Origin of the sequence: Janibacter alkaliphilus (assembly GCF_013408565.1) — a bacterium.
GTDB classification, from domain to species: domain Bacteria; phylum Actinomycetota; class Actinomycetes; order Actinomycetales; family Dermatophilaceae; genus Janibacter; species Janibacter alkaliphilus.
Genome location: NZ_JACBZX010000001.1, coordinates 845,226 through 857,743 on the forward strand (window position 1 = coordinate 845,226; position 12,518 = coordinate 857,743).

The following is a 12,518-nucleotide window of genomic DNA, read 5'->3' on the forward strand; positions in this document are numbered from 1 at the left end:
GTCTGGCCCGCGCTCAGGCCAGCGGGCGGCGCCCGTCGGCCGAGGCGATGCCGAGCCAGGAGTGCCGGTTGCCGGACCAGCACCAGCCCACCTTCGGCGCCCCGTCACGCTCCTTGCCGTCCCGCGGGGACCCGCCACCGATCCAGATGCCGGGGGTGCGCTTGTCCAGGGCGCCGGTCTTCTTCGGCTTGCGCGAGGCGATGGTCATGAAGCAGTGGTTCGGCTCGAGCATCTCCGGGCGCTGCAGCAGCCAGGAGATGCCCTCGCTGATCGTCAGCGGGGTGCGGCCGCGGGAGGCGATCTCCGGCAGCGCCTCGTCCGGGCTCCAGTCGCGCAGGTCGTCGCCACGGTCGATGCCGTCGAGGACGTAGAAGGGGGTCAGCGGCACCTCGACCCCGTCGATCGGGGTGAAGTCGCACAGGTCGCTCATGTCCGGCACGACGTAGCCGGGCTTGCCCTTGCGCTGCAGCAGCGTGGCCAGGGTGGACGGTCGGATCAGCGAGGGGTGCACGACGAGGGTGCCGCTGCCGGCGAGCGCCTCGCCCTCGGCGCGGTCGGCAAGCGTCTCCTCGTCCACCCCGGCGAGGTCGGCCAGGCCGAGGTCGAGGAGGCGGTCGAGCTGGTCGACGAGGAAGGCCACGGCGCTCAGCTCCCCGGCCGCAGCAGCTGGCGGTCGGTGGCCCGGGCGGCGAGCTGCTCCAGCGCCGCGGGCAGCTCGTCGGCGACAACGAGGTCGTCGCGGGATGCGGTGCTGACGAAGCCGGCCGCGACCAGGTGGTCCAGCGCGGTCAGCAGCGGCTGCCAGAAGCCGCCGGCGTCGAGCAGCCCGACCGGCTTGCCGTGCAGCCCGATCTGCCGCCACGTCCACACCTCGAAGAGCTCCTCGAGGGTCCCGATGCCGCCGGGCAGCACGAGGAAGGCGTCGGAGAGGTCGGACATCATCGCCTTGCGCTCGTGCATGCTGCGCACGACGTGCACCTCGGTGAGGTCGCCGCGGCCCCACTCCCGCTGCACCATGAAGTCCGGGATCACCCCGATCACCTCGCCGCCGGCACGCATCGCCCCGTCGGCGAGCGCACCCATGAGCCCGGAACCGCCGCCGCCGTAGACGACGCCGACCTCGCGGCGGGCGAGCTCGGCGCCGACCTGCCCGGCCAGCTCCACCAGGGCAGGGTCGGTGCCCGGCGTGGAGCCGGTGAAGACGCAGAGCCGTCGCAGGTGCATCCCCCCACGGTATGTCCCGATCCGGCCCGCCGACGATCTCGGGTGGGTCACACTGCGGACCATGTCGACGACGACCCAGGTGGCCCCGATGCGCACCGGCCGCCGGGGGGCGCTGCTGCTCCTGCTCACCCTGGCCAACGTCATCAACTTCTACGACCGGACCATCCCCGCCGTCGTGGTCGAGCCGATCAAGGCCGAGTTCGGTCTCTCCGACACCGCGATCGGCCTGCTCGGTGGCTCCTTCACGGTCGTCTACGCGATCGCCGGGATCTTCCTCGGGCGGCTGGCCGACCGGGTGCCGCGCCGCTACGTCATGGCCGGCGGCCTGCTCGTGTGGAGCCTCTTCACCCTCGGTGGCGGGCTGGCCCAGGCCTTCGTCGTGCTCTTCATCTTCCGTCTCGGCGTGGGCATCGGCGAGGCCAGCTACGGCCCGGCGGCGAACGCGGTGATCTGCGACGCCTACCCGCCGCACCGGCGCAGCCGGGCGATCAGCATCTTCTCCCTGGGCATCCCGGTCGGGCTGCTGCTGGCCTTCCTCACCGTCGGGGTGATGGTCGAGGCCTTCGGGTCCTGGCGGGCCCCCTTCGTCATCGCGGCGGTGCCCGGCTTCCTGCTCGCCGCGGCGATGCTGTGGCTCCCGGAGCCGGAGCGCGGCGCCTCCGAGCCGAAGGGGGCGAGCGCCCCCGTGGTCACCGAGCGCCCGTACCGCTCGGTGCTGGCGATCCCCACGGTGCGTTGGCTGATGCTCGCCGGGGTCGGGCTGCAGATCCCGACCTACGCGGTGGCCACCTTCGTCGTGCCGCTGCTGCAGCGCTACTTCGGGCTGCCGATCGGGGTCGCCTCGATCGGCGCCGGCGCGATCCTCGGGCTCGCCGGCATCGTCGGTCTGCTGCTCGGCGGCCAGCTGGCCGACCGGGCCGAGGAGCGGGCGGCCGGTGGGCGCCTGCTCGTCGGGGCGGTCGGCTTCGCCGTCGCCGTGCCCGGGACGCTCGTCGCGCTGCTGCTCGGGTCGGGCTCGGCAGCCGCCTTCGTCGTCGTCTTCGCGCTCGGCTGGACCGGCAGCCAGCTCTTCGCCGCCACGGCGACCCCGGCGATCGCCGAGGTGACCACCCCGGACGTGCGGGCCACGGCGATCGCGCTGTACTTCGCCTCGTTCAACGTCGTCGGCGCCACCCTCGGGCCGATCATCGCCGGCGTGCTCTCCGACGTGCTGGCCACACCGCAGCCGGGGCTGGCGGCCGACGCGGTGGGCCTGCACCGCGCCTTCCTCGTCGTCGTCCCGCTGGGTCTGGTCATCGCCACGGTGGCCGCGTGGCGGGCGGCCCGGACGCTGCCGCAGGACCAGCGGCGGGTGGCCGGGGCCGGCGACGACGGCGGCGGACCGCTGGTGCGCCCCTGAGGCGTCCGGCCACCCGAGCGACTTCGGCCGAACCCTGGGCAGCCGACCGACCAGCCCTCTACAGTTGTCGAACCCTGGAGACCCGTGAAGGAGTGCACCGTGGCACGCCCCGACCTGACCGTCCTGGCCATCCCGGCCTTCATCGGCGCGATGGGCGCCGAGTACGCCTGGCAGCGCCGGCACCCGACCGCGCCGGGCACCACCCGGGCGGGCGACTACGAGCTGAACGACACGGTGGCCAGCCTGGCGATGGGCGTGGGCAGCCTGGTGGCGCCGATGATCACCGGCCCGGTGCTGCGCCGGCTCACCCCCGGCGCCGGACGCTGGGGCAAGGCCCTGCTCGCGCTGGGTGCCGCGTCGGCGGTGGTGACCACGGTCGGTGACGTGCTGCGGCAGCGCAGCGATCACGGCGGACGGCTGCCGGAGGCCGGGACGCTGCCCTCGGACGAGCCGCCGCCGGTCACCGTGCGCTCCCGGGTGGACGCGCTCGGGCTGCTCACCGCGGGCTCGGCGGTGGCCGCGGTCGGCTCGACCGCGGTGGCCGCGGCGACGGTGTGGACCACCCAGACCTCGGCGACCCGGCTGAGCCGCTTCGCCCTCGTCGACCTCTCCCGCCGGCCCCGGCTGGCGGCGCTGACCGCCGTCGCCGGGTGGGACCTCATCTACTACTGGAACCACCGGCTGGCGCACGAGACCCGGTGGCTGTGGGCGGTGCACGTGGTGCACCACTCCTCGGAGCGGTACAACCTCTCGACCGCGCTGCGGCAGCCGGTCGCCGAGGGCTTCACGATGGCCGTGCCCTACGGGCTGCTGGCGCTGCTCGGGGTGCCGCCGCGGGCGATCGAGGACGCGCGGGCGATCAACCTCATCTACCAGTTCTGGATCCACACCGAGGCGATCCGCTCGATCGGCTGGCTGGAGAAGGTGCTCAACACCCCCAGCCACCACCGCGCGCACCACGGCAGCCAGCGGCAGTACCTGGACATCAACCACGGCTCGATCCTCATCGTCTGGGACAAGATCTTCGGCACCTTCGAGCCCGAGGACGAGCGGGTGCGCTACGGCCTGACCCGCAACATCGACAGCTACAACCTCGGCACCATCGCCACCCACGAGTGGCAGGACATCGCCGCCGACGTGGCCAGCGCCCCGACCTGGTCGGACCGGGTCGGCTTCCTGCTGCACGGGCCGGGGTGGGCCTACCAGCGGCGCGAGGAGCTGGCGGCGAGCGCCGAGCCGCCGGTGCCGGCCGAGCGGGTCTCCGAGCCGGTCGCCGGGTGAGGGTCTGCCCCCTTCGCGCCCTGCGGGGACGTCGAGGGGCGAGCCGGCGGGACGCCAGCGGCCGTCGAGAACCTCTCGCTCACCGGAGAAGCCTTCCCCCGAGAGCGAGCCATTATCGGGTAACCCGATAAAGGGGTGACGGGTGGGACGAGAGGGGGTGGGGGATGATGGGCGCTCGTGAGCACCATCGTCTTCCTGCACGCGCACCCCGACGACGAGGCGACCGCGACCGCCGGGTCGCAGATCCTGGCCAGCCGGGCCGGGCACCGGGTGGTCGTCGTCTACGGCACCAACGGTGACCACGGCGAAGGGAGCGAGCACCTCCCCGAGGGCGTGACCCTCGTCGAGCACCGCCGCGGCGAGGCCGAGGCGAGCGCGGCGATCACCGGCACGGCGCGGGTCGCCTGGCTCGGCTACGCCGACTCCGGGATGACCGGCTGGGAGCAGAACCACGCGCCCGGCGCCTTCCACGCCGCCGACCTCGACGAGGCCGCGGGGCGCCTCGCGGCGATCCTCGACGAGGAGGACGCGGACGTGCTCGTCGGCTACGACTGGCACGGCAACTACGGCCACCCCGACCACGTCAAGGTCCACCACGTCGCCCACCGCGCCGCCGAGCTGGCCGCCCGGCGACCCCGGCTGCTGGAGTCGACGAGCAACCGCGACCACATGCGGGTGCTCTTCGCCATGGCCAAGGAGATGGGCATGGCCGGCGACGGCGACGACCAGGACACCTGGGACATCGACGGCCCGGCCGACGACGGCAACCCCTTCGGCACCCCCGAGGCGGAGATCCACTGGCGCACCGACGTCAGCGCGGTCATCGACGACAAGCGCGCCGCGCTCTCCTGCCACGCCAGCCAGACCTCCGACGCCGGGATGATGCTGGCGATGCCGCCGGAGGCCTTCGCCGCCGGCTTCGGACACGAGTTCTACATCGAGCCCGGCCTGGAGCCGGGGATGCGCGACGGGCTGCCCTTCGCCTGAGCGGCTCGCGCCGCCCGCCTCACCCGACGCTTAGGCCTTCGTCAAACGCGAGCGCGATCGCTGAAGAAGTGACGACGGGTAGTGAACGCGCTTGATCGCATCGTCGCAAAGGCGCAACCTGGCGTGAAGACAACAAAGGCCGCGAACCACTTCCTTTAGTTCTCTTTGAAACTCGATGCCGCATTCCCGAAAATACTCGCAAAGCTCGTACTCTTCGTGAGAGCCCAGCAGGTCAACCCCCTCGAGCAACGCGTTGCGGAATCTGTCCCGCGAAGACTCCAACGTCCCAACGTCAACGACACCGTCCCATCGGCCCCGCCCAGAACCTCCCGTACTGCAACTTTCGCCCCTGTGTTGACTCGCTGTCGAGGGCCAGGCCATAGCAAGAACGTCCAGGCACCCATTCGGCGCCTGCGTGAGGACATCGAGCCGAGTTGTGGGGTCGCCGAGCACCCTCTCGATCTGCCCCAGTTGGCCACGGAGAAGTTCGAGAGACTCGGGCCAGGGCAGTGGATCGCGCGGCCGCGTCCTTGTCCTGCGGCGCGATTCAGCAACCCCCCTGTGAGGCGTCCTCCCCGATGTGCGCAGCAGAGGAAGAGGCGGGCTGACGACCGGCCCACTCGACTCCCACGCCATGGCCCCTTGGGAAACTGAATGCACCACGTGCCTCAGATGCCCCGGCCCAGACGAGGCTATGTCGTCAGCCGAGTCCGCGGCGTACCTTGCGGCAAGGTCGACATGTACGCGAACTCGAGAAAGAACCTCCTCCGCCGTCGCGCCACGCTGAGTAATGTAGGCCGCCCTTCCTCGCCACTGCGTAGATCCTGAGTAGGCAAGCACGAGACCCAGCAATCCGACCACCGCAGCCAAAGTCACGTTCTCATGCATGAAGGAACCCAACCTCGCCAGGTAACCAGTCAAGTGATCGACTACATCTGGGTGTCTCAGCCAAAGAGCGCCTGCCAGACAGTAAAGCAGTACCGCTAGTCCAACTGTGGTTCCCAGCACGACCCTAAATGCCCTACCCGCACGAAACCCGACCCTCAACAGAAACAGTGACCCCCGACCTAATAGGGATGGCCTGTGGCCACTGAGATCCTCAACTCGAGTCACGCTTTCGCCGCTACAAATGGTTGATCTCCACCTTCGCGGCGTAACGCGAAGCGCTGCGCAGCAGGCCACATATATCTGAGCGTTGCTCCTCAACAACTCCGTCGTGGTCGCCTGGCTATCGGCGATCGTGTACCAAACCCCTACAACCCACCTCAGGCTCGTGAAGAATCCGTAGAGTACCCTCAGAGCGAGAAGCCACACTGCCGACAGAAATGCCGCAGCAACTATGGCCGCCACAACCGTGGAAACCCATGAGCCCGCAGTAGGAAAATCCTGAACCCCGATGACCTCTAAAGGGAAGAAAAGGCTCCCGACAATCTCCGGAGCCGGATCGTCTGCCGCCATACATGACCTCCCATGAATACAGAACCTGCTACCCGGCCCCCTGGTGTCTCCGAGGAGGACGTACAGCAGACAGTCAATCTCGCAAGGACGAATGAGAGTGGGCTCTCAGCAGTAGTTCCTCGCCACTAAGACAGAGCTGCGGTCACTAGTAGAGCCTGACTATCCGCCTCACCCCGCCTGCTCGCCCGGTCCCTGGAGGTTGACCATCCACCGCACGCCGAAGCGGTCGGTGAACATGCCGAACTCGTCGCCCCACATCTGCGTCTCCAGCGGCACCTCGACCTGACCGCCCTCGGACAGCCCGGCGAAGTGCTCCCGCAGCCGCTCGTCGTCGCCGCTGAGGCTCATCGCGATGCTCGCGCCGTGGTCGACGGGCATGCCGGGCGCGCTGTCCGAGGCCATCAGCTCGTAACCGTCGTCGGTGCGCAGGTACGCGTGCATGACCTTGTCGGCGTGCTCGCCCGCGGTCGGGTCCATGTCGCCGAAGGTCATGATCTGCGGGGTGCCGCCGAGCACGGAGGCGTAGAACTCCAGCGCCTCCCGGCAGCGCTCGGGGAACTGGACGTAGGGGGTGAGGGTGGAGGTCATCGTCGACTCCTTCTCCGGCCGAACCCGATGCCCGACGGCTGCCACCAGCGTCCTCCTGGGCACCGACAGCGCGCCAGCCCCGCCCGACGACCCCTGCGCCAGGTGCCGGTGACCCTCGGTCAGGCGCCGGTGACCCGCACCCGGTCGCCCTCGCGCACGAAGCGCACCTGCGCCAGCGAGTCGACGACGAGATCGGCCTCGGTGAGCGCGTCGGCGTCGCTGGTCGTCGTCACGGCCAGCACCGCGCACCCGGCCGCCCGCGCGGCGGCGATGCCGGTCGGGGCGTCCTCGCAGACCAGGCAGTCGGCCGGGTCGACCCCGAGCCGCTGCGCGGCGAGGACGAAGGGGGCCGGGTCCGGCTTGCCCCGCTCGACGTCCTCGATGGTGACGAAGGCGGCCGGCACCTCGATCCCCGCCGCCTGCAGCCGCACCGCGGCGAGCTCGCGGTGCGCCGAGGTGGCCACCGCGTGCCGGGCCGGCTGACCGGCCGGGGAGATCGCGGCCACCGCCTCCCGGGCCCCGGGCAGCGCCTCGACGTCGTCCGTGTCGGCGACCTCGAGCTCGCTGATCCGGGCCAGCGCCGCGTCGGCGTCGACGTGCGGGGCGAGCCGGGCGATGATCCCGGCGGCCGGCACCCCGTGCATGCCGTCCAGGCCGGTGAGGTCGACGCCGTACTCCTGCGCCCAGGCCACCCAGGACCGCTGCACGGAGCCGAGCGAGCTGACCAGGGTCCCGTCGTTGTCGAAGAGGACGGCGGCGAAGGTGCGATCGAGCAGGGCCACGTGTCCACTATCTCGCGGCCGCTGCAGCCGCCCGCACCCCGGTGCGAGGGTGGGCCCCGGACACCGCCGCACCACCCACCACCGATCACCGCACACCGATCACCACGCTCTGATCGCTGCACCCGGACAGGAGCCCGCATGGGACCGAGCACCGCCTACGACATCGTCGTCAACGTCTTCGACACCACCCACGAGGTCGGCCCGGGGGCGCCGGACTGGCCGTCCGCCTCGTCCGGCTGGGCCTTCGGGATGCCGCCCGCGATCCGCCCCGAGCAGTGGCCGCTGGACCCGGACACCGGATACCCGCTGATGCACGGCTTCACCCTGCAGCTGCCCGAGGAGTACCGCTGCCACGGGCCGGAGATCGTCGGCGTCAGCTTCTTCGGCTCCCCGCCGGACCACGAGGAGGGGACGCGCAACCCGCGGGTGGCCGCGGCCCTCGCCGCCGACACCCCGCCGAGCGAGCCGGACCTGCTCCCCTTCTACGAGGCGCAGCAGCGACGGCACCCCCGCGCCCACTTCATGATCGACGTCCTCGACGCGCACTACGCCGTGATCCTGCTGACCGCCGAGGAGCTGGCCGGGCCCCGGACCATGCCGCCGCCGCTCGTGGACAGCCCGGCGCTGGCCGAGGTCCCCGCGCCGAGGTGGCTGACCGAGGGGTCCATCGCCTCGATCCACCACCCCCGCTTCGCCTCGCGGCCGTACACCCGTTACGCGAAGCCGGAGGAGGCGCTCAAGCGGATCCTGGGATTCGCCCACGCGCTGACCCTGGTGCCACGGCGCGAGGACCCGAACGCGGGCAGGCCGCCGGTCGAGCTCCCCGACGGGGGCGTCTCAGATGAGGGCTATGTCTGTCAGTGGCTGCACGACGAAGACGAGGTTCACAAGCAGCCGTGGGCCCGCGGCCACGACGCCAACCACATCGGCGGCACCTGTCAGCCGTGGCAGGACGTGCCGGACGGCCTCAGCCCGTACTACATCGAGTTCAACGAGTGGATCGGCAACTTCAACTTCGGCGGGGGCAACGGGCGGCTGGACCTGCTCAACCTCACCTTCGAATGGGACTGCGGCTGACCGGGGCTCGGGCGGCCCTCCGCAGGGCGCCTATCCTCGAGCACCGTGGAGCAGACGAACCGGGTCGACGAGCCGCCCGAGGACGTGGCGACCGGTCTCGACGACGAGGCGCCCGGGGTCGACCCCGACGACCTGGCGACGACGCTGCGGGTGCTCGACATGCTGCACGAGCTGCCGCCCGGGCACCCGGACATCCAGCGGGTCAAGCGGGCGACCGGCACGATGTACAACCGGGTGCGCAAGGCCCGCCGCCGAGAGGCGCGGCAGGCCGAGCGCGGGCCGAAGGTGGCCCACGACGACGCGATCCTCGCCCGCACCGCCACCGGTGCCCCCGGGCGCATCGACGACGAGACGAAGGGGGTCCTCCCGACCCCTCCGGAGACGAGCCGGCAGACCTTCGTCGGGGAGCTGCAGATCCCCCGCGGCTGCTACGTCTGCCACGAGCGCTACACCCTCGTCGACGCCTTCTACCACTGGCTCTGCCCGGCCTGCGCCCGTGACAACCAGGCCCGCCGCGACCAGGGTACCGACCTCACCGGCAGGCGCGCGCTGCTGACCGGCGGGCGGGCGAAGATCGGGATGTATATCGCCCTTCGCCTGCTCCGGGACGGCGCCGACCTGACGATCACCACCCGCTTCCCGCGGGACGCCGCCCGGCGCTTCGCCGCGCTCGCGGACAGCGCCGACTGGCTGGACCGGCTGAGCATCGTCGGGATCGACCTGCGCGACCCGGGACAGGTGACCGCCCTCGCCGACGAGGTCGCGGCCGGCGGCCCGCTGGACATCCTCGTCAACAACGCCTGCCAGACCGTGCGACGCAGCCCCGGCTCCTACCGGCACCTGCTCGCCGGCGAGGACGAGCCGCTCACCGGTGACGCCGCCCGCGTCCGCACGCTCGAGGTCGGACGGAGCCGCCAGGCGCACCCGGCGGCGCTGGTCGCCGCGCTGCAGGACCCCGCCGCACCCGGCACCCCTCTGATGGGGCGGGACGGTGGACGGGACACGAGCCGGGACGGGCGATCGGCGCCCGCGACCTCCGCCGAGGAGCGGACCGCACGCGCGCTCACCGCAAACGCCTCGGTGGCCGCCCACCGCGACGGCACCGCCGTCGATGCCGGCGGGCTGCTGCCCGACCACGCCACGAGCAACTCCTGGACCCAGCACGTCGAGCAGGTCGAGCCGCTGGAGATGCTCGAGGTGCAGCTGTGCAACCAGGTGGCGCCCTTCCTGCTCGTCTCCCGGCTGCGACCGACGATGCGGGCGGCGGTGCAGCGGCGCCGCGAGCAGGTCGGCGCGGCCGCCCGGGCCTACGTCGTCAACGTCTCGGCGATGGAGGGCCAGTTCTCCCGGCGGTACAAGGGCGCCGGGCACCCGCACACCAACATGGCCAAGGCCGCGCTGAACATGCTGACCCGCACCTCGGCGGAGGAGATGTTCCGCAGCGACCGGATCCTCATGACCGCCGTGGACACCGGCTGGATCACCGACGAGCGCCCGCACGAGCAGAAGCTCGACATCGCCGACCAGGGCTGGCGCGCCCCGCTGGACCTCGTCGACGGCGCCGCCCGGGTCTACGACCCGGTGGTGCGCGGCGAGGCCGGCGAGGATCTCTACGGGATCTTCCTCAAGGACTACCGCCCCTACCCCTGGTGACTCTTTGCGTAGTGGCCGACGCGCGCCGATCCCACGTTGACGAGGCTCAGCCGACGATCCCGGCCTCCGCCGCGAGGAAGAGCAGGGTGAAGCCGGCCAGGAAGACCAGCCCGGCGTAGCTCAGCCAGCGCAGCACCGGGGAGAGGTCCTCGCGGTCGCGCACCAGCGTGAAGTTCAGCCAGGCGAAGACCGGCGCGGTGAGGAAGGCGCTGATCATCGCGAAGCGCAGCATCGTCGCCAGCTGGGCGCTCATCAGGATGATGATGAGCAGGCCGACGAGGGCGATGCCGCTGGTCCAGACGATGAGCGCCGGGCGGGTCATCTCCGGGGCGCCGCGCAGCAGCCGCACCGACTCGGCGCTCGCCCGGGCGTAGCCGTCGACGACGGTGATCGTCGTGCCGTACATGCAGGCGAAGGCGATGAGCGCCACGATCGGCGCCACCCAGTCACCGATCGTGCTGCCGTACATGTCGATGAGCTGGGTGATGTAGGCCCCGCCCTGGGTGGCCACCTCGACGCCGGTCCCGTGCTGCACGAGCGCGCCCATGGCGAGGAAGAAGAGCGCGAGGATCGCCGAGGCGGCGTAGCCGACGTTGAAGTCGAAGAGGACGTCGCGGGGGCTGGTGCGCACCAGCCGCTGCTTGGCGCTGATCCACAGCGAGTTCAGCGCGGAGATCTCGATCGGCGCCGGCATCCACCCCATGAGCGCGATGAGGAAGGGCAGGCTGGCCCAGCTCCACGGGGACGGCGAGACGAAGCCGGGGTCGGCCTGGGCCCCCTTCGTGAAGGCCAGGACGGTGGTGACCACGGTGCCGACGGCCAGGGTGATCATGATGACCTTGGTCAGCGCGTCCAGCGCGCGGTAGCGGCCGGCGAGCAGGATCGCCCAGACCGACAGCATCACCGCGGTCGCCAGCCAGGGCACGCTGATCTGCCACGGCAGGACGTAAGCGAGGATCGAGGCGCAGAGCAGCCCGACGCCGGCCGTGGAGATGACCGAGGAGACCGCGCACAGCGCGAAGAAGACCCACAGGTAGACCCCGCCCTTGCGGGCGTATCCCTCGACGAGGGAGTGGCCGGCCTCGACCGTGTACTGCGGGCCGAAGCGGAAGAAGGGGTACTTCATGAGGTTGACGAGCAGCAGCAGCCCGACGAGCTGCCAGCCGTAGAGCGCGCCGGCCTGGGTGGAGGAGACCAGGTGGGAGCCGCCGATGGCGGCCGAGGCCATGAGCAGGCCCGGGCCGAGCGCGGAGAGCCGCGTGCGCCAGCTGCTCGGGCTCTCGTCCTGGGGTGCGGGCTGGGGCGGGGGCTGCCTCGTCGTATCGCCGGTGACCACGCGGGGACGGTACTCCCCCGGCCGGCGCACCACCCCCTGGGTCGGCGATCAGTCCGGTCGGCCCACCGCCGCCGACGTCGCGTCGGTGAGCGCGACGAGGTCGCGCGGTGCGAGCTCGACGTCCAGGCCCCGGCGGCCGCCGCTGACCAGGACGCTGTCGTGCTGCAGCGCGCTGTCGTCGACCACAGTGGCCAGCGCCCGCTTCTGCCCCAGCGGGGAGATCCCGCCGACGACGTAGCCGGTGGTCCGCTCGGCCAGGGCCGGGTCGGCGAGGGTGGCCCGCTTCGAGCCGACCGCGGCGGCCAGCGCCTTGAGGTCGAGCTGGCCGGCGACCGGGACGATCGCGACGACGAGCCCGTGGGCTGCTGGCCGGTCGGTCTGGGCGAGAAGCGTCTTCAGCACCCTGGCCGGGTCGACGCCGAGCAGCTCGGCCGCCTCGAGACCGAAGGAGGTGGCCGCCGGGTCATGCTCGTAGGCGTGCAGGACGTGCCAGGTGCCGGTGCGCTCGAGTGCCTGGATCGCCGGGGTGCCCGCACCCGCCCCCTTCCGTCTCGCCATGCCGGGCACGCTACGCCGGTGACCTTGCCGCCGCAGACGCTCAGGTTCGTCCCAGGTGCTCAGCCTGCAGAGTGAGCGGATGCAGCTGCCTAGGGGGTTGCGGGGTGTCGGGGGTGCCATAGTGGGGGCGAGCAGGACGTGGCTGGGCGCGAGGACGCGCGGGACGTCACGACGC

11 protein-coding genes are annotated in these 12,518 nt (G+C 71.6%); 5 read left to right on the plus strand and 6 right to left on the minus strand.

What is annotated here, in order from left to right; all coding sequences use genetic code 11:
- Window positions 1-13: 13 nt before the first annotated feature.
- Both BJY28_RS04055 and BJY28_RS04060 read right to left on the minus strand, forming a co-directional pair.
- On the minus strand, window positions 14-640 hold the full coding sequence (locus tag BJY28_RS04055; protein ID WP_179461870.1) for a DUF5701 family protein: 627 nt from the start codon (window positions 638-640) through the stop codon (window positions 14-16).
- Between the two features lie 5 nt (window positions 641-645).
- Window positions 646-1,224 (minus strand): LOG family protein, encoded by a 579-nt coding sequence (locus tag BJY28_RS04060; protein ID WP_179461871.1) that lies wholly within the window; start codon window positions 1,222-1,224, stop codon window positions 646-648.
- A gap of 61 nt (window positions 1,225-1,285) precedes the next feature.
- Here BJY28_RS04060 and BJY28_RS04065 point away from each other — a divergent pair, with 61 nt between their 5' ends.
- The 3 genes from BJY28_RS04065 to BJY28_RS04075 all read left to right on the plus strand — a co-directional run bounded on the left by BJY28_RS04065 (window position 1,286) and on the right by BJY28_RS04075 (window position 4,891).
- Entirely contained in the window at window positions 1,286-2,623 is a 1,338-nt protein-coding gene (locus tag BJY28_RS04065) for a spinster family MFS transporter (protein WP_218875162.1), read from the plus strand.
- A 99-nt stretch (window positions 2,624-2,722) separates the two neighbouring features.
- On the plus strand, window positions 2,723-3,904 hold the full coding sequence (locus BJY28_RS04070) for a sterol desaturase family protein (protein WP_179461872.1): 1,182 nt from the start codon (window positions 2,723-2,725) through the stop codon (window positions 3,902-3,904).
- A gap of 177 nt (window positions 3,905-4,081) precedes the next feature.
- On the plus strand, window positions 4,082-4,891 hold the full coding sequence (locus tag BJY28_RS04075; RefSeq protein ID WP_179461873.1) for a PIG-L family deacetylase: 810 nt from the start codon (window positions 4,082-4,084) through the stop codon (window positions 4,889-4,891).
- Between the two features lie 1,626 nt (window positions 4,892-6,517).
- Here the strand turns inward: BJY28_RS04075 and BJY28_RS04080 are convergent.
- Entirely contained in the window at window positions 6,518-6,937 is a 420-nt protein-coding gene (locus tag BJY28_RS04080; protein ID WP_179461874.1) for a VOC family protein, read from the minus strand.
- A 119-nt stretch (window positions 6,938-7,056) separates the two neighbouring features.
- Window positions 7,057-7,719, minus strand: coding sequence for an HAD-IA family hydrolase (locus BJY28_RS04085; RefSeq protein WP_179461875.1), 663 nt, complete (start codon window positions 7,717-7,719; stop codon window positions 7,057-7,059).
- A gap of 138 nt (window positions 7,720-7,857) precedes the next feature.
- On the opposite strand from BJY28_RS04085, the gene BJY28_RS04090 reads away from it, so the two are divergent.
- Together BJY28_RS04090 and BJY28_RS04095 are read left to right on the plus strand one after the other, a co-directional pair.
- Window positions 7,858-8,796, plus strand: a complete 939-nt coding sequence (locus tag BJY28_RS04090; protein WP_179461876.1) for a hypothetical protein — start codon at window positions 7,858-7,860, stop codon at window positions 8,794-8,796.
- Window positions 8,797-8,841: 45 nt separating this feature from the next.
- Window positions 8,842-10,449: an SDR family NAD(P)-dependent oxidoreductase gene (locus BJY28_RS04095; protein ID WP_425485695.1), complete on the plus strand. Its 1,608-nt coding sequence runs from the start codon at window positions 8,842-8,844 to the stop codon at window positions 10,447-10,449.
- Window positions 10,450-10,495: 46 nt separating this feature from the next.
- Here BJY28_RS04095 and BJY28_RS04100 read toward each other — a convergent pair whose 3' ends face one another.
- Entirely contained in the window at window positions 10,496-11,785 is a 1,290-nt protein-coding gene (locus BJY28_RS04100) for an NRAMP family divalent metal transporter (RefSeq protein WP_343036953.1), read from the minus strand.
- Between the two features lie 48 nt (window positions 11,786-11,833).
- Window positions 11,834-12,343, minus strand: coding sequence for a Cys-tRNA(Pro) deacylase (gene ybaK, locus BJY28_RS04105; protein ID WP_179461877.1), 510 nt, complete (start codon window positions 12,341-12,343; stop codon window positions 11,834-11,836).
- Between the last annotated feature and the right edge of the window lie 175 nt (window positions 12,344-12,518).

Coding starts and splice junctions, on each gene's coding strand:
- BJY28_RS04060 (WP_179461871.1), bottom strand. CDS start 1,224: ATGCACCTGCGACGGCTCTGCGTCTTCACCGGCTCCACGCCGGGCACC.
- BJY28_RS04065 (WP_218875162.1), top strand. CDS start 1,286: ATGTCGACGACGACCCAGGTGGCCCCGATGCGCACCGGCCGCCGGGGG.
- BJY28_RS04080 (WP_179461874.1), bottom strand. CDS start 6,937: ATGACCTCCACCCTCACCCCCTACGTCCAGTTCCCCGAGCGCTGCCGG.
- BJY28_RS04090 (WP_179461876.1), top strand. CDS start 7,858: ATGGGACCGAGCACCGCCTACGACATCGTCGTCAACGTCTTCGACACC.
- ybaK (WP_179461877.1), bottom strand. CDS start 12,343: ATGGCGAGACGGAAGGGGGCGGGTGCGGGCACCCCGGCGATCCAGGCA.